The following is a 21,731-nucleotide window of genomic DNA, read 5'->3' as shown; positions in this document are numbered from 1 at the left end:
TTTTAATTATTTAATTGAGCAACTAAAACGTCCAGATATTGCTGCCTTCTATATAGTTTTTGGGTGTTCGGTGCGCTTCGCACACCATTGCTTGTGCCAGTTGCGTAAAGTTCTGAACCAAACATCCTCTTAGGTCTACAAAGACTCTAAATAGTTCAAAAGATCCGCCATTTCTTGAGGACTAGGTTGGAATTTTGGCATTGGCGGTGTTTCGCCACTGATCACTTGGTGAATCAGCCCATACCGAGACTTGTGCTTTGAAACAGCTTGCAAACTGGGCCCCACTCGCCCGTCTGCTTCCAAGCCATGACAACCAGCACAGTTAATTTGAAATATCGCGTGTCCTTGAACTGGGTTTCCTGTTAGGGATAGAACACTCTTGACGTATGGATCGGAGGCTTGAACCAACTGAACACCAAAAAAGCCCAAAGGGACTCCTAGCAGTATAGTCAGCGTCAATAAAACGATCCGCTGAATCAAAATTTCAGGTTTGTTAATCTGGTTATCCAAAAGGTTTGCTGTGAAAGTCTAGGTGTGCTAAAAAGTTTTCATTTCCTACACATAGCTTAAAAGTTCTTGATTGTGTCTGCAAGCACAGAAGACTATTTTTTTGTGACCAGTCGCACTCCAAAGGGCTGTAGGGCGCAGGATTCATACGAAATTTGGTAAAATCAAAAACAGGCAACGAATATTTAATAATTACAAAGAGGAGATTTACAGTGGTTGAACCCCTGCTATCAGGTATTGTCCTTGGTCTAGTTTTCGTAACTCTCGCTGGACTTTTTTACGCTGCATATAAGCAATACAAGCGCCCCAATCAGCTGGGGGGATGAGGGAGTGCTGAGTTAGGAGTTAGGAGTTAGGAGTTAGGAGTTAGGAGTCATATTCTTCTTCATCTCCTTTATCTGCTCCTGATTCCTGATTCCGAATTCTGTAGAAAGTAAGTGATGTGTTGCCGTAAACTTTCTGGCGGCAAATTTCCCAAGCGGGAATCTCTGGCGGTGTCCAACCTTGTGAGGCGTGTTCAACTGCGATTTCACCGCTAGGATCTAAAAGTTGATAGCGAGCGATCGCTTCTAATACTGGCTGATATAATCCACTGGCATAAGGTGGATCGAAGTAGATTCTATCAAACTGTTTACCTGATAAAGTCTTTAACTGCTGGGTAATATCTCCCCGCAATACCCGAAATTCTTGGTCGGCATTAGTTAACTGCTGCCAATTTTGTTGGATGGTGGCACAGGCTCGGCTCGATTGTTCAATTCCCATTACTAGGCTGGCTCCTCTACACAAAGCCTCTGCGCCCATTGAACCAGTACCAGCGCATAAATCTAGCCACCGACAACCTGCGATTTCTCCTTGCCAAATATTAAAGATTGCCTCCCTTACCCGCGCACTAGTGGGTCTAGTTTCTTTCCCAGGTAAAGTTTTTAGCTGGCGATTACCGTAAATTCTCAGGCTCATTAGTTATTAGTCATTAGTCATTAGTCATTGGTCATTAGTCAATGTTTAATGGTCGGTGGTGATTTTGATTTATTCACAAAGGACAAAGGACAAAGGACAAATGACAAAATAATTATGCAGGAATTTTTTCGCGGACTTGAGCAACGAAATTAGATAGGATTTGCAATCCGATATTAGAGGATTTTTCGGGGTGAAATTGTACTGCCATCAGGTTTTCGTAAGCGATCGCAGCTGTGACGGTTTGAGTGCCGTGAGTGATAGTTGCTGCACGGATTAGCGGGTCTATCGGGTCAACATAGTAGGAATGGACAAAATATACCCAAGGATCGGAGGGTAAATGCTCCCACAAAATACTTTTTGGTTGAGTGATTTCTAGTTGATTCCACCCCATATGAGGAATAGTGATGTCAGCTTCTGGACGAAACCGCCGCACTTTTCCTTTGATAATTCCTAGCCCTGGTTGAGTACCTTCGGCACTTGATTCAAAGAGAATTTGTAATCCTAAACAAATTCCCAAAAAAGGTTTACCAGATGCGATCGCTTCTTTAATAGGTTGTTCTAAACCACGCGATCGCAGGTGTTGCACTGCTGGATCGAATGCTCCCACTCCCGGTAGGACTATAGCATCTGCCTGCTCTAATTCCTTTGGAGAATAAGTAACATTCGGAGTTGCCCCAGCTTTTTCCAACCCTTTGCAAACTGAGTGCAAATTTCCCATCTCGTAATCTACGACCGCAATTACTGGCATTTACCTGCTCCTTGTAAATTTATTATGGAGGGTTTTTCTATTCTAAATAATATTTGTTATGAAGAAAAGAATTCTATTAACTTCTTTTGACATTTGGCTAAAAGATCAACAGTCAAATTCTTCTGATGATTTATTACTTGAAGTGAGCAAACTTGAGTTGATACCACATGACTTAACTTTTTTACGCCAGTTACCCGTAGATGTGCAACTTGCTAGTACTCAGGTAATGGAAAAAATCAAGGCAATCCAACCTGATTACATCATCTGTTGTGGCATGGCTGCAAGCCGTACACAATTAAGTGTGGAAGCAGTTGCTAGCTGTGGAGAAATTGTTTTGCAGACAGAAGTTGATTTAGAAAAATTAGTGGCGGGAGCAGCAAAAATTCAGATTAGCTATGACTGTGGAAAATTTGTCTGTGAAGGTCTTTACTATTCAGTGTTGGACTACTTAAGCCAAAATAAACTCACAGCACGTTGTATTTTTGTCCACGTTCCGGTTCTCAATCAAGAAAATTTGATGGGTATTATTGCCGATTTCGTATTAATTATTAACAAACTGGCACTTTCATCAAGTTGTTAATGTCTGTATGGTGAAAGAAATATCTAAGTATATGTTGCCATTGTTACTAATTTTTCCAATTGCCCAATCAACTCCTGCCAAGCTACCACCTGAAGAAGTCGTCCAACCACAAGAAGTACGTCCTTTACCAGGTCAATTGGATACAGTGCCAACCTTTAACAGCAATAGTCCAGAATTGGTTTTGAAAGAAGGGATTTTACTTTCCACCTTTCCACCAGATGGGAAAAAAGTGCCAACAGCGCATCTGAATTTTCCCTTTCAGGGACGATTTGATATTTTTGCCCATCACGTTGCGAAGGCTGAACCACCAGAGAATTTGCGTTCTCTTTATTTAGGGATAATCTTGCATAACCCTAGTTTGGAACCAGTGAAAGTAAATATTTGGCAGGCGGCGAGTTATTTAAGTCAACCGGATGCACCATTTATTCAGTTACCATCTTTTAGCCAAAATCTTTTAGGTAAAGTTTTTTCCGGGCCAGGCGATCGCGTCATGTCTGATGTCCTTCGGGGAGTACGACAAGAGATTTTTCCTGCCCAAATTGAGATTCCACCAAAGCAAAGTCGGATGTTACTCAATTTACCAATTCCTGTACAGGGATTGACACCACCCTTAAATGGTCGGTCTACATTCATACGACTGCAAAGTGATGGCACTGTCTATGCAGCTAGCCTAGCGATGTTTGCAAGGGAGAATCCTGATGGCAGCGAGCGATCGCCTACCTTAGAAGAGTGGCAGAATTTACTAGATAATGGTGATTTAGCTAGCCCACGAGATAAAATTCCCACTCCCTTAGAGGAAACTGGCAAACCAAGAATTTATGGGCGTGTTGCGGGAGTGGTTGGTGGTTCGCGATGGAGAGCCTTATTAGTAGATAATCCTAAAGCTAGATATCTAACCATTCCCCAGCCTGGTCAAGTGTTTTCCTACGCTCTGAGTACCCTGCATGGCGGTACATTAGGAACTGGTCAAATTCAAAGTGCGCCTATGCTGGTGCGCTATCCTGATACCGCATATCGCGCTCATGGCAACTATGGAATTCAATATAATCTGAAGTTGCCGTTATACAACAATACTCAAAGTTCTCAAACTGTTAGTGTGTCGATACAAACACCACTCAAGGAAGATCGGTTAGTCAAACCAGGGTTACGCTTTCTGAGTACACCCGCTCCTCAAGTATTCTTTCGAGGGACAGTGCGAGTACGTTACAAAAATGACCAAAATCAGCTGCAAACTCAGTTTGTGCATTTAGTGCAAAAGAGAGGTCAACCAGGAGAACCGTTAGTTTTATTAAAGATGAAAGCTGGCGATCGCTCTTTGGTAGAAGTAGACTTTCTTTATCCACCGGATGCTACACCACCGCAGGTATTAACAGTTTCAACTCAGGCTGAACCTCGGTAATGAGTCATGAGTAATGGGTAAGGACTTTTTTCTAATTACCTGTTACCAAAAAATAATTAAAGCCTGTTCTAGAGCTTTTCACCCCAAGTTTCTATATTTAGGGTGAATACTTATTCCGCTGCATACACTGCAATAGAAATAGCAGACTTTAGCAGGAAATAAAAGGACGGCATGGCAACAGATCAAAAAATGAATCAAGAAACTGAATTAAATTCGCTCCAGCCGCTTGTTGGAATCTTGATTTTACTGGTAGAGGATGAGCCAGATATTGCAGACTTACTCATCTTCATTTTGGAAGCAGCTGGTGCAGAGGTGATGGCTTTAACTGATGCAGAAGAAGCTCTTGCCTTAGTTGAATCGCTTCATCCCGATATTCTACTGTGCAATATGAAGTTGCCCGAACATGATGGAAATTGGTTAATTGAGCAAATTCGAGTGCATTCTCGCCAATTTTTAAGACAGTTGCCTGCGATCGCTATCACTTCTTATACACGGGAGGTCTCAAGCTATAAGGCTTTGAATGCTGGTTTTAATCGATTTCTAGTCAAGCTTGAGAGTCCAGAAGAAATTGTAGATGAGATTGTTCATTTGTTATCTACCGATCTGTAAATATAACTAGCCAGCCTCAATCTCGTTTTTGATACTGATTTCACACAATACTCTATGGGAGCGCACAGCTAGCTATACACTCCTAAAAACGATTTTAAGAAAGGAAACCATAGAACCCTAAGTGAGTAGGGTAAAATGTTGGATATATTTGTTAGCTTCGTTGAAAACCCTTTGCTGGCTTTTGTTGCCCTTTACCCTTGGGCTTAGATTTGCTAACTTCTCCTAAAGCTTCCTGAAATAAGTTATGCAAATGTATGGGTACACTGGCAATGTCTGGCAACTCTGGCTCAATCGGTTTGTGGAATTCTTGCAAAAGTGTATCCAAGTCACTTTCAAGCCTAAATGGACGTTGCAAAAATGTTTGCAACACCTTTTCTAATTGAGTTGGATACTGTTGCGCCAATCGATGCCAAATAAAAGCATTAATACTTTTATCTTCGAGGTAGTAGCGAATTAGTTTTTCTGCCCCTTGAACACTTTGCCAGTCCTCTGCCGATAAGATTGCTTGTACTTTACTATAGGTTGGTAAAAACATTTGTCCCCAACGGGGATGAGAAAGAGCCGTTACCTGTTCTGCTTTCTTGAGTTCAGCAGGTAAATCAACCTTTGGCATCACCATTTTGCTCTTGCTGCTTTTGTTGTTAAACATCTCAGAGACTATGTTGGAATCTGCACCAAATTCTTGTGCAGCTGCTTTTATTTCCTCATCGCCAATTCCAGCTGCTTCTGCTACTTCCGCAAGAGATTTAGAAGTATCAATTCCTGCGGCTGCAAAGGTTTTTTCAGTAATTACTTCTTGAAGCTCCGCTATTTTTTTATTAAGCTGGTATCCAGGTAGCGTGAGTTCATCAGTGCCAAAAAAGTCCACAAACTGCTGATGATATTTTTCTACTGACTGCCAAGCTTCTTCTAGCAAGTCTGGAGCATCGCTGTAAAGATTACTTTTATAGTTTTCTTTAAAATTACCAATTGCTACGGCAAGTTTTGGTTTACCTAATTTACCCATTATTGTGTAGGGCCCAGAAAACATCCAGTAGCTATCGGTAACGGGAGAAATGCGACTTAGCAAGATTTCTCCAACCTTCAACCGAGATATTGCCTGTAATGTTTGAGTATTGTTTGGCTTGACAATGTAGTGTTTATCTGTCAACCAGTTTCTCAATTCAAAACCATCAGGGAAAATATTAGTGATGGTAAATAAGCCAATAAAACTATGATGCCAACTATTGATTAGGCTGCGATCGCTTTCTGTTAAATCTGGATGGTTTTCGATAAACAACTCTAATGGAGACCGATCACCGACTTTCCCATCTGTCAAAAAGCTATCGATGGTTAAGTCCTGCTGCGTACTATCACCACTTCCACGACGCAACTGTTCTGCTGCATAAACTTCTAGTGCTTGTGCCAGTTCGCCTTCAGCATCAAGGACAAAATCAACTAAGGCTTGTTTTAATTCGTGCGATCGTTCTAATATGACATCCACAAGTTAATCTCTCGGTGCAACAGATGTAAATTATAGCCTTTGAGAGAATTTCAGCATCTAGCTATTGCTAGATTTATGGAAATACACACTTAGCAGAATTGCTTTTTGGATATGGGATTTATTTGTTTTTTGTCAAGCCTGATGCGGCGCATTTGGCGTTGTTCACTGGATTGACAGTTTCAGTAGCGATGTTGTTTGTCGGCTTCAATATTTTGTATAGGTAGCCTCAGCTTTTATCTAGGCAATTCCGAAGGACTGACACAACAGTGGCGAAATGCCATGCTTACCTTCAGTATCTATCCAGCGACTTTGGTTGAGGGAACGGTGAAGCTACTACTGTATAAGTTGATTCTATCTGGATTTGTGACTTATTTGCCGATTGAGGCATTGCGATCATTAGCTTTGATTCATTCTGTGCTAGCTGTGGCTGGGTCAACTACCGTGCTATTGGTTGGTGCAGGTGTGTTTTTCCACAGTTTACGTCGCTACTCCTCAGGCAATTTAATACAGATGCAGGGCTAAGTTCTTCCAGTGTTTAAAGTTGAGCTACCTTGAGGTAATTAATGAGACAATACACGATTTAACGTTTTAGAAGATTACTGATAAAGCAAAGTTTAGCCTAATGCTCATTTAAAATGGCGAATTTCCTTCATCTATATCAGTTTCTATTACATGGTACTGTACATCATCCCCAGGTTTAGTAGTCAATAAGTTTATTTGTAGTTTCTGTAACCAAGGCAGCTTGTAATAAATCTGCCCAGCCTCAGCTATTTTACGAATCAGAGCATCGTAGGTTCGGATTTGAAGATGAGGATTATTTTTATTATGACGTGCTTTTAATCTTCGTTTTTCTTCATTATTTTTAAACTCATGCTCCCTTCCAATGATTAAAACACCTTTCGGTTCTGTAAATGTAGTTATTCCATACGCACTTCTGATTGTTTCTTGATTAGTAGTGCAATAGTCAATGTATCTTGTAAGTTGATTAATTCCTCTATTCGCTGCATCTCCAAACCTGAAATCACCGTTTTTATCTTCAATCCAAATAGTCTCATTTGCTCCTTTTAACTCTAGAACCCACCATGTGATTCCATCGGAGTTCTCTCCTGCAAATAGATAGTCAGGTTTCAAACCTTTTGTTTGTGAGCCAACACGCGGACGAATAAGCTGTTGAGGAATAACCCAAGCGTTATGATGCCCTGTTAAAAAGAAAACAGAAACAAATGCTAGTATTTCCAGGTTTGCTCTCAAAAAAACATCGATTTCTGTCTCATCACAACTTCTGAATACAAGGAAGAGAAATTTATTTAATTGTTCTGGAGTAACGTCAAAACGATTAACTTGAAATTGCTCAGGTGGATAGACACTCATTACTTAGTAATTTACAATTTGAGGTTTGCTTCGGCTTCACTTCAGTGTTATTTACCACCAAGGTTGTCTAATGTACAACCTTTTTATATCATTTATCAATGAGTTACTTAGCAGCTTTTTTCAAACCTTGCCATCTTTGTCGCAATCGCTGCAAGTTAGGTGTATGACCGCCATAACGCCAGCCAACATAAGCTTGACAAATTTCATCTATGACCTCAGCAGTTGCTATAGAATGATGCTGGTATGAGACTTTGGCATACTCTAAAGGTGTTTGTGCTGGATGTTTGCCTAAACCTTTTTGGGTTGTCCATTGCAGCATTTGTTGATAAAGGCTCTCCATCGCTGGCAATTTCTTTAACCATCGACGATTGCGCCACTCTCGCCACTGACCCCAACCTAGCCAAGCGAAGAAAGCTGCTGTAGTTGACAAGATTAAGCCAGTCAATACACCGAACCAACCTTGGGAGAATAAAGCTAAAAACCAAGCGATCGCTCCGATCGCCCACTTAAATATTGTCTCAAATACATTATTCAACCAACCTGTCAGCGGAGAAGGTAGCCAGCCAGCAACCCAATGCCACAATTGGCGTAACACACTAAAAGTTTGAGTGTCTTCAATTGAAGGTGGTATCAGAGGATGATTGGGAATAGGGTCAAAGGCAAACCAACCATATTTCGGAAAATACACTTCCGTCATCGCATAAGCGTCAGTATTACGGACAACATATAACCCTGTAAATGGATTAAACTCTCCCGCACTAAACCCTGCTACCAACCGCGCTGGGATACCAATGGAACGCAACATTATTGTGAGAACTGTAGAGAAATGGTCTGGATAGCCTCCTTTTTGCTTAAACAAAAAAGTTTCTACCAAGTCTTCTTTTTCACTCAAATAAGGTAGTTCTAAGGGATTTTGGGGAACAGAGTAGCGTTGCTTTAAATATTGAGCTAAATAGAGAGCCTTTTCGTAGGGTGAATCCAGGCTTTTAGCAGACTTTGCGACTTTTTCTTGATTATAGTTAGCGAGGATTTCTTCGCTACGTTGCCGGACTTTTTCGGCAATTTCGGGAGGAATTTGTAGATAATGCTTTTTAATTTGTTCTGGATATTTAGTAGAAGCTTCACCTAATTTAGTGCGATCGCGATATGGTACTTCTGAAACTACTGTGTAGGTGAATCCTTCTGATAATTCTACAGGCGATCGCAATCCGTCTTCTTTATCAAGAGCGATCACTGGTGCTGGAAAATAAACTTCCTTGGGATTAGCCATCGCTGGAATTAGGTTAGGCAAATCCGATACCACTGTATAAGTTTGTACGACCTCTTGGGTTTTAGCAGTGAGTACAGATGGGGGAATAAAAATTTGGTAAGACCAAGGCGATCGCCTGATAGTTGTAACATTTTCATTCCGAGAAACCTCCCATCCCTTACCTGTATAGCGATCGAATCCTAATACTCGCCAAAAACCCTCAGCTTGCGATCGCACCCGCATGACAACCTTGGGTTTCATCTCGCCCCGCAGGTTTTGATTCATTTGGCTATTAAAACCGTAATAAAAATTATTATCTAATTTACCTGGTTCACCCGTTTTATTTTGTCCTGTACCACCGCTACCACTGCCTTGATTCTCACCTTTCCCTTGACGGACATAACCGGGATTAATGATACTACGACCTGTGAAATTACTTTTTACTTGAATAGCAGAACTTACAGGAAAATTCCGTAATTGATAGCCGGGAAATCTGGGTAAAACAGCAAAAATTGCCAGCCCCAGACCGACAATTAGTAAAAAAGTTAGAATTAAAAATTTAAAATTAAGACTTGAAGAATTCTTCTGATTAAATTTTTCCTTTTGAGTTTTTAATGGCTGCAAACCTAAGCGCGAGCGGTAATCTAGTACTAAAGTTGGCAGAGCGATCGCTAAAAATAACAGCAACACAGGTGCAAATGCTAAAGTCTGACTTAGGGTTGCTGCTACACCCAATAAAATCAGTCCGATCACAATCGAATAGCCCAAATTTTTCCGGCGCGGTGTATCAAAGCTGTGTAACACCTGGAGTTGAATTAATAACTCTGCCAAACCCAACCGCGTATCATTCAACTCTCCGACTAACCGCCCAAAGAAAGCACCCAGTGCTACTAACATTCCGATGGCGATGCAGAATTTAATTGCAATATTGCGATCGCGGCGACGATAATAACTCCAAATTGCACCCACAACACTCAGGGGTAACGCCCAAAAACTGAATGAAGTCTCAGCGGCAATATCCGTCGCCACAATTCCCAAAATAACCAACGCTAGCACCAGCACCCGCAATAAAATTGAATCTTCCACTTCAATCAAAGGCGACCCCTGCGGATTTTGCCGCCAGAAACTACCTACAGGGATACGCCAAAACCGATTCATCCTGGATAAGTTAAACATTTGAGTCTAGTAGAAGCAATGATGTAGATGCAAAAAACACAATGCGGGGGACGTAATTGCCTACCCTAGTACTGTGTCAAAAAAATTAATTATGGATAGGGGTAGAGATGGAGATACACGAGAAATGGGTGATACGGTGAATTGAGAAATAATCAAATACTTTCTCAATATCCCAATGTCCCCATATTCTCGCGTCCCTGTGTCTTTGTAATAACTGCTTCTCGTAGACACCCTAATGACCGCTTGTTGAAAAATAGGATGAGCTTCAAAACCAGGAAAATCCTCTTAATATATATCGGTGTTGATTGACATAGTGTGCTAGCGGTGGCAATTTCAACTAAATCGTGGGATTAATCACAAACAACAACGACTGTTCGTCTATTTCTGGAAATTCAACTTCTAGGGTATAAGTTGGGTTAAGTTGCTCGCAGCCTAACTCTACATTTAAATATCCCGAAGTCGAAGATGTTGTCATTGCTAAAGTGCCACTTCCTCGCAGCGTCAAAGTTCCTTTAACAGGTAACTCAGCTTGAACAAGCAACTTCGTAAGTTTACCTAGAGACTGGTATTCTACTCTGATGTTCAAAGCACCAACACTGGTTAGCCACTGTCTTTCTACTACCGGACTGGTTGCTGAAACTGGTAGAGTCAGATTTTCCAGCAGTTGTTTAGCTGCTAGCAACGACAAAGCCATCTGTTGACGCGGTTGTAAATCTGAGTAATCGCTCTGAATAGCGGGCATTGTCTCCAGAGTACTTGCAGACCGATAAGTGCTTCTTAGCACCAATCCAGCTATATCATTTAGTGCTTGAGACTCATTGGGAAAAAAGTTCTCCACCACTTGAACTAATTTTGCCCCCAATGGCACTGAAGATGTCACTAAAGCCTGACATTGTTCTAGCAATTGCTGGAAAACTCTTTCCGGTAAGCGGGTTGGCAAAGTCAACTTTGACTGTTGTACCATCCATCCCCAGCTAGGAACGAGTGTCATTGACGGCTCATCAACAAAATCAGGATATTCGATTAATTGTGTTTCCCAAGGAAACAATGGTGGGTGTTCTTGGGCTTGAATTTGTAACCGATGCTTAAGGACAGCTTGAAAACGATCTTGCACAGTAGGAATTTCTCCCAATTGAAAGGTCTGGGGCGTTCCTCCCAATTTTGGCTCACTGCTTTTTGAAGCAGTGGCTTCCTTGAGGAGGTTTTTTACCCCGTCATTTTCCTCACATTCTACCGATTGCTCGTTATTTTTGACATCATCTGTCAATAACCAATCGAGACACCGGTGTTGTAAGGATTCTGAGTCACTATTCATGAGTAGATGCACCCGATCCGGAAACTAATGAGTTACGAATTTCCCAAGCTTGCTCAAGAATCTTAAACCATCGTTTTTGCAGTTGTGCCATTGACAGCCCTAAAGTTTTTGCTATTTTTTCATCAGCTTGTCCTTGTTGCTTCAACTCTAATAAAGACCGTTGCTTATTGTCCAGCTGTGCTGTATATACTTGCCATTGCTGAGGAGTTAAACCCAAGTTTGTGTGTAAAGAAGCTTCCAGCCACTCGTGAACTAATTCCCAACGGTGCAACAGGGCGAAGCGAATCAAATGATACTTAAAGCGCTGCTGCAAATAATCTCTCTGACGAGGAGTTAAACCTAAAATCGACTCAATTTCCTGTGCTGATAAATCTTGGAGGCGGAGGGAAAAATAATCAGCGCAGTCAGATTGTTGTCGTTGTTCGAGATAATTCATTAATTCCGTAACCACAACGGAGCGCAAGGTGTCTTCTTCGGGTTCGGGTTCGGCTTGCGTTGCCATTGTCGAGCGCAATTGGTGAATTGCTGGTTCTTCCCAAGAACCGTCACCTTCATTATTGCTACCTTCTGCGGCTTGTTCTATATCTACGCTGGTTTCTGGAGGTTGCTGTTGGGAAAAAGTTTGTGCCCGGAGGATAATTAGCTGTTGCTGGCGACCTGGTAAGGGAATGCGTCGCTTGCCGTAGCGCTCGGTAAATGCCATATACTCGGACAATTCCAAGAGTGTCTGAGGGCGATAAGTGGCACCAAGCTGATTTTCTCGCCGGAAAGCATTTAATGCCTCTAAATAAAAACTTTGGAGAAAATCTTCAATTATCGTCAGCCGCCCTTGATAGCTCAATTGCTTCTGAGGAGGATTAATATATCGATAAATAATTGCACTCAGAGTACTGTGTAATTCGACTCTGCCCCGATTTGAACCCAACTGATAGTACCTGAGACACTGTTGCAGCCGATGCCGAGCCAAGGTCATCGCCGAGCTTTCTACAGATCCAGAAGCTTGGATACGTTTACTCTCATGACAAATCCGGTAGACTTCGGTGGTAATACGTCTTGCTACATCGTGGCAATTCTGTTCCGAAGCTTTAGTTGACTGCTGAAACTCCTTGGACAGGAGTTGAAAGATCGCCTCCACGCCTGTAGAATTTTCTCCCAGAATAGTTGCAGATGGAATAGTTGCGGTTGCGGCTGAATTCATAGTCTCGGTTTTCAAAAGACCCTAACTTAACTTAAATACAACCTGTAGGACTGTGGGTATTGGCTAGTTTGGTTTTACGTATAAGCTAAACGCAGGCCAATCCTATATTGAGGATATGGCTGATTTTATTATTCCCAATTCTGATGGGATTGTTCACACTTGATAGATGTTATTGCCATTACCCAGGAGCCGTATACAAGTCATTATGGATTTAGAAGCACAAATTCAATTGCTGATTGACAATGCACCCCGCGATGGTATGACACCACACCTTGTTGCAGCAATTGCTCCTGCCCTTAGAGCGATCGCTCAAAAATTACGCTACTCCCAGTACTATATTCTCCAAAATTCGGAGTCAAGCTGGGTTTTAACTACATTAAGCAATCGTGCTAACCCAGGATTGGAAAAACGTGTGATTTACGCTTTCCCTACCATACAGGATGTCTCTCTAATTTCCCCTGATGGGCTTGACCCTCAAATGCTAGCTAAAATTACTCCTGTCACCCATATTTTGTTCCAATTGGTGGCATTAGAACCCGTAGATAGTATCGTTTTTTTGGAGACGCCGGGTAAGACCACTCATACCGTCGAAGTTCGGCGAACTGAACTAGAAAAACTCATGCAGAAACAGTTACGACAACAGCGATCGCCTAAACAGATCCCCCCTGATATTGCATAGAAAAAATTTGGATGTGGGGTTTTTTAGATACAATCCCACATCCAAATTTTTAAATCTCAAATTTCTTTAAAAAAGTTTTTTAAATCAGTGAAAAAAGAAATTTTTTCTTTCCGTTACACCATACGATTGACTCAACTTTCGATGAAACCTAAAATTGATTAAAAAATAGTTATCAGTGAACATTTTCCCTTTTCAAATTTTAGTTTCCTAGTGAAGCAGAGTTTTATACTTAAGAACTTTCACATAAAAAATATCCCATTTTTGATTGGGAAGTACCCAGTAACCAAAAACGGGTAAGTCTTTAGAGTGAGCGCTCAGTCAAACACTATTCACTCCCCAAGTAGTAATTTATTTTTTGGAAATCCTTAAGAACCTCCAAATAAAAACCCCACTTTCTAGCTGTTCGATAAGTGGATTGAATTAAACATAAAACTGCTTTAGTGCATTAAAGCGTTAACACAACACAACATTTCAGGTTTTCGGTACGTTATGTAAGCCACAACACACCTACATCTAAATCCCCACTTTCTACCTGAGAACTTTGATAACTGATTTAATAGAGGCGACTCAGTGTGTACTCAGCGATGTTAATCAATGCCTGGTGTGATTCTGAGAATGGCAGAACTGCAAGATGTTCAATTGCCAACTTAGCATGATGAGCAGCTAACTCTCGCGCCTGCTGTATACCTTGACTATCTTGAATCAATGCTAGTGCTTGCTCTAAATCTCCTTCTTGAGCAAACTTTCGTTCAATCAGCACTTCCAAGGATGGTTTTTGGGCTAAAGCAAATAAAACAGGTGCAGTTAAATTACCACTTTTAAGATCCGACCCCACCGGTTTACCCAAGGTATCTGCTGTACTGGTGAAATCTAGAATGTCATCAACAATTTGAAATGCTATACCAAAATGACGACCGTAGTTATACAGATGCTCAACAGTTTCTTGTGAGACTTCACTGAGTAACCCAGCAGCTTTAGAACTGTTAGCGATTAATGAAGCTGTTTTGTAATAACTCTTCTGGAGGTAAGTATCAATAGAAATGCCAGCATCAAAACGATTTAATCCCTGCTGGATTTCCCCAGTAGCCAAATCCATAATTACTTCTGAGAGGAGTTTTACCACCTCCAAATTGTCCAAGTTTGCTAAATACCAGGACGATTGAGCAAAAAGAAAATCTCCTGCTAATATGGCAATGCGATTACCGAACAAACTATGAACGGTAGGAACGCCTCGCCGCGTATCTGATTCATCTACCACATCGTCATGTACTAAGCTTGCTGTGTGAATCATTTCTGTAATCTCAGCTAGGCGGCGATGACGCGGTGTAATCTCTTGAGCTAACATTGTAGCCCGCGATATTAGCAGGACAATTGCTGGTCTGATACGCTTTCCCCCAGCTCCGAATAGATGTTCGGCTGCCATAAACAGGATGGGGTGGCGATTTCCAACTAGCTGCTTTAGGTTATCTGCTAGTAGTCGCAGGTCTGCTTCCACAGGGGTAAACAGGGAGGTGGCTGGGGTCATGGATGGGCGGACTCTGACTTAGGTTACGAAAGTTTACATATCCTATACTCATTTTAAGATAACCCTGTGCCAGCGCAAAGTTTTCATCAGGTAATCCCGTTTTTATGAGTCTATGGGTGATAATTAAGGTTGCCAAGATTTTTGTCAATAAGCAATTGTACTTAATTAGTGGCTGCTCAAACTTTAAACTAACTTAAAACAAGAATTCTCAGTACACGACAAAAATGTTAGATTAAATTGTGTTAAGTAGTTTCTCATCTCACCTTTCTCGTCACAGTTCTGAAAATATTCAAGCAATATTACTTATTGACAAAAATGAAGTGATTTAAATTCGTCGCCAAGAGTAAGGCTAAATTTCTCCAGATTAAGGTGTAGCTCTTCAAAAAATTTGAAATTTAGCAGCCGAATAAGCTCAAAATTCAGGGTCGTTGTGTTACGCTAAAATATAGGAATTTTAAATTTTGTAAGATATTCGCAGCCCAAAAGTTAAGTCAGCTACTAGTTGATTTTACTTAATTGGTGCTGTGAGCCTAAAATAAATATTCGTCGGTTAGATTAAGGGAATAAATTCTTTAATTTTTCCTACGATGGGTAAAACTCCTGGTTTGGAGCTATGTGATATCCCTATGGGAAGCCGCTACACGTACTTAGCGCACGTAGAGCGCAAGCATTGCTCTTTATTGCAGCAGTTTAAGCAAAAATAAAGCAGATCGAGTAGACCGCTGAGAATCGTAGTTTTAGATTGCTAAACGGCAAGCTAACTGCTGTGGGATCTATGGTTTGCAAGAAGTCGCATTAGGTCATAAATTCTTTGTCCGTAGAGGATTTTATCTCTATAAGTAATTTTACCATAGGAAACTACAGTCATCAAGAATGTACTTGCTTGGCTGAGGTTCTACTAATTTTATGAAATTTTATATTCGTTTAGAAGGGTGCTAGTAGAACAATGATTTACGGAAGTATACCTATGATGATTTTTATTTTAGCCTCTGGATATTTGTTCACAGTCTACCTGTTATTAGCACTGGCGAAGCGAACGGGTACAAAGACTGTTCCTACAAGTTTTTCTTCATCTACCAAAGGAAAACATAAGCAGGAGATATCAGTTAATAGTCAATAGTCATTTGTCATTTGTCCTTAGTCCTTCGTCATTTGTTTCGATAAATGACTAAGGACTAGGGACTAATTAGTTTTATTGGAGTTGGGAAATAGCGATATCGGTGAAAGAAACCTCTTCAACCATTGGTGTATAGCCTAGCCACTGCACTCCTGACTGAGAAAACTGTTGCGGACAACCGCTGACGGCGAAGCGAGTTGGTAATGGTAGATGAGTATTTCTTAAGCCTAGTAAGTCTAGTTCTTGCGCACAAGCCGCCACAACATGAACAGCTGGATCGACCAACTGGACTTGAGAGGGGAGGAGCGATCGCAGTACTGGTGTAAGATGCGGATAATGGGTACAGCCGTGAACTAGGGTGTCAATTTCCTGCTCTAATAAAGGCTCTAGGTAGCCTCGTGCGACTTGTGCAGTGTAAGGATCGTGAATGCGGTTTTGCTCAATCAATGGCACAAACTCTGGACATCCAACTTGCCAGACTTGGACATCGGGAGCAATTTCGAGAATAGCGTGCTTATAAGCATTACTTTTAGCTGTAGCTGGAGTGGCAATTACACCAATCCGCTTTCCTTGTTGCACCGCAGCTTTTGCACCCGGTAGGATTACTCCCAAAATGGGTATGCTAAATTCTTGACGCACGGTTTCTAGGGCTAAGGCAGAACTGGTGTTACAAGCCATAATTACCATTTTTACCTGCTGCTGTTGTAGCCAGGTAATAATTTCACGTGTAAATCGTAAAATTTCTGCTTGTGAACGAATTCCGTAAGGAAGTCTAGCTGTATCCCCAAAGTAAACAATTGATTCATTGGGGAGTTGTCGATATATTTGTCGCAGTACTGTCAGCCCACCCACACCACTATCAAAGATGCCAATTGGGGCACGTTGGGGTTCTCGCTCGGAAAAATCGTCAAGATTTCCTTCAAAAATGGAAGATGAATACACAGGCAGATATATATTTAGGTTTTGGGATTTAAAATACAGAATTTAGCAGACAATCTCTAATTTGACTACTAAATTCTGCGCGTCAAAGAAGTTTAAATACTACCTCTTTAATTAGTAATTTGTACTATATTACCTCTGCTGTAAGTATTTTAGAATGCCACGAGCGATCGCTTCTGCCATCCGATTTTGATATTCTGGTGTTCCCAATCTGGGATTATCCTCGTAACCAGTCATATACCCTGTTTCTACCAAAATCGAAGGCATGGAGCTTTTCCTCAGAACATAGAATCTCGCTTTGCGGGTTCCCCGATCTTTAATAGTACCGATGTCCTGGAGAATGGTTTTACGAACTACTTCAGCCAGACCATAACCACTATCGAAATAATATACTTCTAACCCATTGACATCAGGGCGATTATCAACGGAATTAGCGTGAATGCTGACAAACAAAGTTGCATTAACTCGCTTGGCAATATCTACCCGTCCCTGAAGTTCTACGAAAAAGTCGGCATCCCGCGTTAGTACCGCTTGTACACCATTTTGCTCTAAAATTGCTCCTACCCTTTTCCCAATAGGCAAAATTACATTCTTTTCTAAAAGTCCTCCCAAACCAGGGGCACCTGAGTCTTTTCCACCATGTCCTGGGTCAATAACTACTAGCAATTTCCCTCTGGGAACTGAAGGGCGTGGCTGTGGCTGGGAGATTGGACGGGGATTATCTATGGGATTTGGTAATTGTCCTTGGTCTGGTAATGGCAGAGGAGGTAAAGCAATGGGTGGTGTGATGCTGCTACTACGTCGTAATTCTAAAGCTAAAAGCTGGTCGCCAACCTGGTTGAGTTCCCCAATTTGTACTCCGGCTGCTGGTTGAACCAAGACGGTGACAGTGTTGGATTCTTGTGGTTGCAGGCGTACCCGCAAAATCGGGCTATTAGGATTAAAAGTGGGGCCTGTGACTTTCGGAGCTAACTTAGCATTGTTGATAGTGATGCGGAACAGACCAGAGGTTCTATCCCAGCCTCCTGTAGCAGACAAAGTTTGGTCGGCTCGAATCAGCAGTTGTGTGCCATTATTAGCCAGTTGTACAGACTGAATGCTAGCAGGTGTGTTACTTGGTGCTATGGGACGTGGACTGTTACTTCCAGGCAATTGGGCAACTCCACGACTGGGTAGAATCACAAAACCACCAACACTGCTAGTGGTTGCTCGCCAATTTGGACTATTTTCATCTACTTGTAAAGTCAGGCGAACAACAGATGGACTAGTTTGCAGCTGGCTGAACTGGATACGGCTAACACCATAGCGATTAATTGACAAATCTCGCTGTTCTAAACTTGGTGATAGAGTTGCGCCAGCAATATCGATGTTAATTGCCTTTTGATCGTTGCTACGATTTACCTGAATCTGAGGATTACCACCATTGGTACGGACAAAAAAACCATCACCAGTGACTTGTAAGTTCTCAATTTGAGTAACTTTGGCGACAACCATTCTGTTGTTCAGCGCTCTGGTATTCAGTGGATTTACAGAGCCGCTTGTCACCACATTATAAATATTCCTTGAGGGAAATGTTGGTGTAGATGTTCTGGGTGAAGTATCAGAGGCTATAGCTTGTTCTGGTTGCCCTTCAGTGTTTCTTGCAGGTACATTGTCGGCTTCTGGTCTAGGTAATTGCACTGTCCAGCGATCGCCAGTTGTACCCACAAATTGCACTCGTTTGGGGTCTAAACTATAACCAGGAGTTAGTTCAACCACTATGCGCGTTGTTTGTTCGTCAAACTGTCCAACACGGATTGAACGAATTGCACCGCCCACTTGTTGGGTTAGCTGCGGGCGGCCAAATGTGGTTCCTGGTAAATCAATTACTAGACGAGTCGGGTTAAATATTAATTGTGCTTGGGGTTGAACATCCCCTTGAGTATTAATTTCCAGCTTGTTTTGATTGACATCAAAACGCCAAGATTCAAGTCTCGCGGCCATTGCCGGCGACGATAGCATGAAGATGGTTCCAATAGTACTGGATAGTAACCAGCGTAATTTCACAGTCTTTTCTCCTGATTCACATTTATGGGAGCCGTCAACATCTCAACATATTGGCTAATCCTCACACCGTCACCGCGCACACTTGAGTTTTGCGCTGTTATTAAGACACAGCTAATGGCGTAAAATATAGCACGCTCCTCTGATTTTGCCATGCCACTAGCCTATATAAATTTGACTGCCAATTTTAGATTTTAGATTCCCGATTTTAGTTTTCTGCCAGACTAGGGTCTTGCTACACTACCACCTGTTGTAGGTGATACAAATCCAAAATAGTTTGACTGAGTGTAGCCGTACCTTCCAAAGAAGCAAGCTACACATAGCGTTCCGCAGGACAATCTAAAATCCAAAATTTGTTGAATTGCAAAGTATCAAATGACAATAACAAAGAAGCTACTCTTATTCCGCCGCAAGAATACTTAAATTGTTTTACTACTAAATTGGATAAAAATGGTAAAGATTAGATGTACTTACTCAACAATTTAGAAATTTAGACTAAATTACTTATCTTCTCTTTAGATACTGAAGAACCCCACGAGCGATCGCTTCTGCCATTTGATTTTGGTAAGCTGAGGTTCTGAGCCTAGCCATATCCTGTCGACCAGTCATATAACCCGTTTCCACGAGAATAGAGGGCATAGAACTTTTTCTGAGGACATAAAATCTGGCTCGCCGCACTCCCCTGTCTCTGACATTCAGGCTTTGGAGAATACTGTTATGGACAATGCGAGCTAGACCCAAACCACTGTCGTAATAATACGTTTCTAACCCATTAACATCGGGACGACTCGCACCTGCGGAATTAGCGTGGATGCTAACAAATACATCAGCATTAGCTCGCTCTGCTAATTGCACCCGTCCCGGAAGAGTAACAAAATAGTCAGAATCGCGCGTCATAATAACCTGTACGCCATTTTGCTGCAAAATCTCACCTAGCCTTTTACCAATAGGCAAGATAACATCTTTTTCGCGCGCCCCACCTATGCCAAGCGCTCCTGAGTCTTTACCACCATGTCCGGGGTCAATAATAACTACCACTCGCCCATTGGTAACTCGGCGCTGTGGTTGTATTAGGGGTCGCGGATTTGGATTGTTTGGGTCTGGGAATGGCCCGCGGTTCGGCGGTGGTAGCCCAGGTAAAGCATAGGGTGGTCTTCCGGGAAGGGTGACAACTCGCCGAGAACCTTGTATTGGTACCAAAAGCTGGTCGCCGATTTGCTGGGGTTGCCCAATTTGCACTCCTCCTGCGGGTTGAACCAAAACAACCACTGTATTGGATGCTTGAGGTTGCAGACGTACCCGAAGAATAGGGCTATTGGGAGCAAAAGTAGGCCCTATAACTCTGGGAGCTAACTTGGCATTGGTAATTGTGACTCGGAAAATACCTAAGGATCTATCCCAGGTTCCCGTAGCAGATAAAGGTTGGTTGCCTCTAATTAGCAATTGTTTGCCATTATCAGCAAGTTGCACAGATTCAATTGTTGCTGGCGAGTTATTGGTAGATGCTCTACTGGGAAAGGAAACGGCTTCTGACTGATTGTCCGAATTATTACTTCTAGGCAATCTGACAACCCGACTAGGTAAAACAATCAAACCACCATCGCTACTATTAGTTGCTCGCCAATCTGGGCTATTTTTATCTACTCGCAAAGTTAGGCGGACACCAGGAGGTTGGCTTTGCAATGAGGTGAATTCGACGCGGCTAATACCATGTTTGTTAACGGGTATATTACTCTGCTGCGTCAGACGTGGTGATAAAGATGCACCAGAGATATCTAGAAAGATGGTAGCGCGATCGCGGCTACGAATTACCTGAATCGGAGGATTACCACCACTGGTACGAATGAACAACCCATCACCTGTTACCTGTAAGCTCTCAATTTGAGTTGCCCCTCGTGTAGTAGTAGCAACCCTTGAAATATTAGATTGACGTTCGGAGTCTGGGGTAACTACACTGTAAGCACTTCTAGGAGATGAAGCTACTTTTTCGACTTCTGGTTTCGGTAATTGCACCGTCCAGCGATCGCCAGTTGTACCAACAAATTTCACTCGTTTCGGGTCTAAACTGTAACCAGGAGTCAATTCGACAACTATGCGTGTTGTATCGATATCAAACTGTCCAACACGGATTGAGCGAATTCCACCACCCACCTGTTGAGTTAACTGCGGACGACCAAATGTAGTTCCCGGCAAATCAATTACCAGCCGAGTTGGGTTGAAAATTAGTTGTGCTTGGGGTTGAACTGCTCCCACAGTATTAATTTCCAGCCTGTTTTGATTGGCATCAAAGCGCCAAGATTCAAGTCTCGCGGCCATTGCTGGCGACGATAGCATGAAGATAGTTCCAATAGTGCTGGCTAATAACCAATGTAATTTCACAGTCCTTTCTCCTAATTCACATTCATGGGAGCCGTCAATATCTCAACTCATTGGTAAATCATCACACCATCACCACTTAAACTTGACTTCTGAATCCCTTGTTTGATTTTTAAGCCAGTATTTAGACACACTTAAATCATCGATCGGGTTTCAAATTAAGTTTAAATCCCCATGCGAAACCTTCCACCTTTACAGGTGGAGAACTCTGACTCCCAATAAAGCTAGAAAACTGATAATTGATAGCTGTTTACTGATAAGTGTTTGTTCTTTGCTGCCATCGATGCACTGAATAAATAATTCCCATTACTGTCAAACGATCTAGCAAAATTATGGGTGTTACTCCCCAATTATCTGGAAAATATTCAGATAAAGGCTCACAAGCCCAGGGAGACTAGAAATTAAGTAACATTCTGAATGCTGGTAGAAATTATAAACAAATGATTATTCTACAATCACA

At 41.9% G+C, this 21,731-nt stretch carries 20 protein-coding genes; 7 read left to right on the top strand and 13 right to left on the bottom strand.

Annotated features, from left to right (window positions below):
* Window positions 1-135: 135 nt before the first annotated feature.
* Complete coding sequence (locus RMX89_RS21980) at window positions 136-510, bottom strand: cytochrome c (RefSeq protein ID WP_322674223.1); 375 nt, start codon at window positions 508-510, stop codon at window positions 136-138.
* 209 nt (window positions 511-719) lie between these two features.
* On the opposite strand from RMX89_RS21980, the gene petG reads away from it, so the two are divergent.
* Window positions 720-833 carry a cytochrome b6-f complex subunit V gene (petG, locus tag RMX89_RS21975; RefSeq protein WP_063721252.1) on the top strand — a complete coding sequence of 38 codons (114 nt, stop codon included), beginning with the start codon at window positions 720-722 and terminating at the stop codon, window positions 831-833.
* Window positions 834-873: 40 nt separating this feature from the next.
* Here petG and rsmD read toward each other — a convergent pair whose 3' ends face one another.
* Window positions 874-1,464 (bottom strand): 16S rRNA (guanine(966)-N(2))-methyltransferase RsmD, encoded by a 591-nt coding sequence (rsmD, locus tag RMX89_RS21970; protein WP_322690434.1) that lies wholly within the window; start codon window positions 1,462-1,464, stop codon window positions 874-876.
* A 112-nt stretch (window positions 1,465-1,576) separates the two neighbouring features.
* A complete protein-coding gene (hisH, locus tag RMX89_RS21965; RefSeq protein WP_322690433.1) occupies window positions 1,577-2,212 on the bottom strand; it encodes an imidazole glycerol phosphate synthase subunit HisH in 636 nt (211 codons plus the stop codon).
* Between the two features lie 58 nt (window positions 2,213-2,270).
* Here hisH and RMX89_RS21960 point away from each other — a divergent pair, with 58 nt between their 5' ends.
* From RMX89_RS21960 to RMX89_RS21950, 3 genes are all read left to right on the top strand, one after another.
* A complete protein-coding gene (locus RMX89_RS21960) occupies window positions 2,271-2,792 on the top strand; it encodes a peptidase C15 (protein ID WP_322682957.1) in 522 nt (173 codons plus the stop codon).
* A 31-nt stretch (window positions 2,793-2,823) separates the two neighbouring features.
* Complete coding sequence (locus tag RMX89_RS21955; protein ID WP_322690432.1) at window positions 2,824-4,191, top strand: DUF3370 domain-containing protein; 1,368 nt, start codon at window positions 2,824-2,826, stop codon at window positions 4,189-4,191.
* 171 nt (window positions 4,192-4,362) lie between these two features.
* Window positions 4,363-4,800 carry a response regulator gene (locus tag RMX89_RS21950; RefSeq protein ID WP_322674228.1) on the top strand — a complete coding sequence of 146 codons (438 nt, stop codon included), beginning with the start codon at window positions 4,363-4,365 and terminating at the stop codon, window positions 4,798-4,800.
* 151 nt (window positions 4,801-4,951) lie between these two features.
* Here the strand turns inward: RMX89_RS21950 and RMX89_RS21945 are convergent, their stop codons facing one another.
* Window positions 4,952-6,283 (bottom strand): hypothetical protein, encoded by a 1,332-nt coding sequence (locus tag RMX89_RS21945; RefSeq protein WP_322690431.1) that lies wholly within the window; start codon window positions 6,281-6,283, stop codon window positions 4,952-4,954.
* A 195-nt stretch (window positions 6,284-6,478) separates the two neighbouring features.
* Between RMX89_RS21945 and RMX89_RS21940 the strand changes: the two genes are divergently transcribed.
* Window positions 6,479-6,805: a hypothetical protein gene (locus RMX89_RS21940; RefSeq protein WP_322690430.1), complete on the top strand. Its 327-nt coding sequence runs from the start codon at window positions 6,479-6,481 to the stop codon at window positions 6,803-6,805.
* A 108-nt stretch (window positions 6,806-6,913) separates the two neighbouring features.
* Here RMX89_RS21940 and RMX89_RS21935 read toward each other — a convergent pair whose 3' ends face one another.
* The 4 genes from RMX89_RS21935 to hetZ form a co-directional block, all read right to left on the bottom strand.
* Window positions 6,914-7,654, bottom strand: a complete 741-nt coding sequence (locus tag RMX89_RS21935) for a Shedu anti-phage system protein SduA domain-containing protein (protein WP_322690429.1) — start codon at window positions 7,652-7,654, stop codon at window positions 6,914-6,916.
* Between the two features lie 103 nt (window positions 7,655-7,757).
* Window positions 7,758-10,061, bottom strand: coding sequence for a DUF3488 and DUF4129 domain-containing transglutaminase family protein (locus tag RMX89_RS21930; RefSeq protein WP_322690442.1), 2,304 nt, complete (start codon window positions 10,059-10,061; stop codon window positions 7,758-7,760).
* A 355-nt stretch (window positions 10,062-10,416) separates the two neighbouring features.
* Complete coding sequence (locus RMX89_RS21925; RefSeq protein WP_322690428.1) at window positions 10,417-11,394, bottom strand: PatU; 978 nt, start codon at window positions 11,392-11,394, stop codon at window positions 10,417-10,419.
* Complete coding sequence (gene hetZ / locus RMX89_RS21920) at window positions 11,387-12,592, bottom strand: heterocyst differentiation protein HetZ (protein WP_322674232.1); 1,206 nt, start codon at window positions 12,590-12,592, stop codon at window positions 11,387-11,389. The genes RMX89_RS21925 and hetZ overlap by 8 nt, the downstream gene beginning before the upstream one ends.
* A 205-nt stretch (window positions 12,593-12,797) precedes the next feature.
* On the opposite strand from hetZ, the gene RMX89_RS21915 reads away from it, so the two are divergent.
* Window positions 12,798-13,271 (top strand): hypothetical protein, encoded by a 474-nt coding sequence (locus RMX89_RS21915; RefSeq protein ID WP_322690427.1) that lies wholly within the window; start codon window positions 12,798-12,800, stop codon window positions 13,269-13,271.
* A gap of 553 nt (window positions 13,272-13,824) precedes the next feature.
* Here RMX89_RS21915 and sds read toward each other — a convergent pair.
* Complete coding sequence (sds, locus tag RMX89_RS21910; protein ID WP_322682950.1) at window positions 13,825-14,796, bottom strand: solanesyl diphosphate synthase; 972 nt, start codon at window positions 14,794-14,796, stop codon at window positions 13,825-13,827.
* 967 nt (window positions 14,797-15,763) lie between these two features.
* On the opposite strand from sds, the gene RMX89_RS21905 reads away from it, so the two are divergent.
* Window positions 15,764-15,916, top strand: a complete 153-nt coding sequence (locus RMX89_RS21905; protein WP_322690443.1) for a hypothetical protein — start codon at window positions 15,764-15,766, stop codon at window positions 15,914-15,916.
* A 72-nt stretch (window positions 15,917-15,988) separates the two neighbouring features.
* Here the strand turns inward: RMX89_RS21905 and murI are convergent, their stop codons facing one another.
* The 4 genes from murI to RMX89_RS21885 all read right to left on the bottom strand — a co-directional run bounded on the left by murI (window position 15,989) and on the right by RMX89_RS21885 (window position 21,274).
* The gene (gene murI / locus RMX89_RS21900) at window positions 15,989-16,855 is read right to left on the bottom strand and encodes a glutamate racemase (protein ID WP_322674235.1); all 867 of its coding nucleotides are present in this window, start codon (window positions 16,853-16,855) and stop codon (window positions 15,989-15,991) included.
* Between the two features lie 129 nt (window positions 16,856-16,984).
* Window positions 16,985-18,898: an N-acetylmuramoyl-L-alanine amidase gene (locus RMX89_RS21895; RefSeq protein WP_322690426.1), complete on the bottom strand. Its 1,914-nt coding sequence runs from the start codon at window positions 18,896-18,898 to the stop codon at window positions 16,985-16,987.
* On the bottom strand, window positions 18,895-19,050 hold the full coding sequence (locus tag RMX89_RS21890) for a hypothetical protein (protein WP_322690425.1): 156 nt from the start codon (window positions 19,048-19,050) through the stop codon (window positions 18,895-18,897). The genes RMX89_RS21895 and RMX89_RS21890 overlap by 4 nt, the downstream gene beginning before the upstream one ends.
* 349 nt (window positions 19,051-19,399) lie before the next feature.
* Window positions 19,400-21,274, bottom strand: coding sequence for an N-acetylmuramoyl-L-alanine amidase (locus RMX89_RS21885; protein ID WP_322682947.1), 1,875 nt, complete (start codon window positions 21,272-21,274; stop codon window positions 19,400-19,402).
* Window positions 21,275-21,731 lie beyond the last annotated feature (457 nt).

This window comes from Nostoc sp. DedSLP04 (genome assembly GCF_034530775.1).
Lineage (GTDB): Bacteria > Cyanobacteriota > Cyanobacteriia > Cyanobacteriales > Nostocaceae > Nostoc.
Note: the sequence above shows the minus strand (reverse complement) of the source record. Positions and strands in the feature narration are given on the sequence as shown.

Excerpts from the sequence above, each read along its gene's own strand:
- rsmD (WP_322690434.1), bottom strand. The coding sequence starts at position 1,464 with ATGAGCCTGAGAATTTACGGTAATCGCCAGCTAAAAACTTTACCTGGG.
- hisH (WP_322690433.1), bottom strand. The coding sequence starts at position 2,212 with ATGCCAGTAATTGCGGTCGTAGATTACGAGATGGGAAATTTGCACTCA.
- RMX89_RS21960 (WP_322682957.1), top strand. The coding sequence starts at position 2,271 with ATGAAGAAAAGAATTCTATTAACTTCTTTTGACATTTGGCTAAAAGAT.
- RMX89_RS21955 (WP_322690432.1), top strand. The coding sequence starts at position 2,824 with ATGTTGCCATTGTTACTAATTTTTCCAATTGCCCAATCAACTCCTGCC.
- RMX89_RS21950 (WP_322674228.1), top strand. The coding sequence starts at position 4,363 with ATGGCAACAGATCAAAAAATGAATCAAGAAACTGAATTAAATTCGCTC.
- RMX89_RS21935 (WP_322690429.1), bottom strand. The coding sequence starts at position 7,654 with ATGAGTGTCTATCCACCTGAGCAATTTCAAGTTAATCGTTTTGACGTT.
- RMX89_RS21930 (WP_322690442.1), bottom strand. The coding sequence starts at position 10,061 with ATGAATCGGTTTTGGCGTATCCCTGTAGGTAGTTTCTGGCGGCAAAAT.
- RMX89_RS21925 (WP_322690428.1), bottom strand. The coding sequence starts at position 11,394 with ATGAATAGTGACTCAGAATCCTTACAACACCGGTGTCTCGATTGGTTA.
- hetZ (WP_322674232.1), bottom strand. The coding sequence starts at position 12,592 with ATGAATTCAGCCGCAACCGCAACTATTCCATCTGCAACTATTCTGGGA.
- RMX89_RS21915 (WP_322690427.1), top strand. The coding sequence starts at position 12,798 with ATGGATTTAGAAGCACAAATTCAATTGCTGATTGACAATGCACCCCGC.
- sds (WP_322682950.1), bottom strand. The coding sequence starts at position 14,796 with ATGACCCCAGCCACCTCCCTGTTTACCCCTGTGGAAGCAGACCTGCGA.
- RMX89_RS21905 (WP_322690443.1), top strand. The coding sequence starts at position 15,764 with ATGATGATTTTTATTTTAGCCTCTGGATATTTGTTCACAGTCTACCTG.
- RMX89_RS21890 (WP_322690425.1), bottom strand. The coding sequence starts at position 19,050 with ATGGCAAAATCAGAGGAGCGTGCTATATTTTACGCCATTAGCTGTGTC.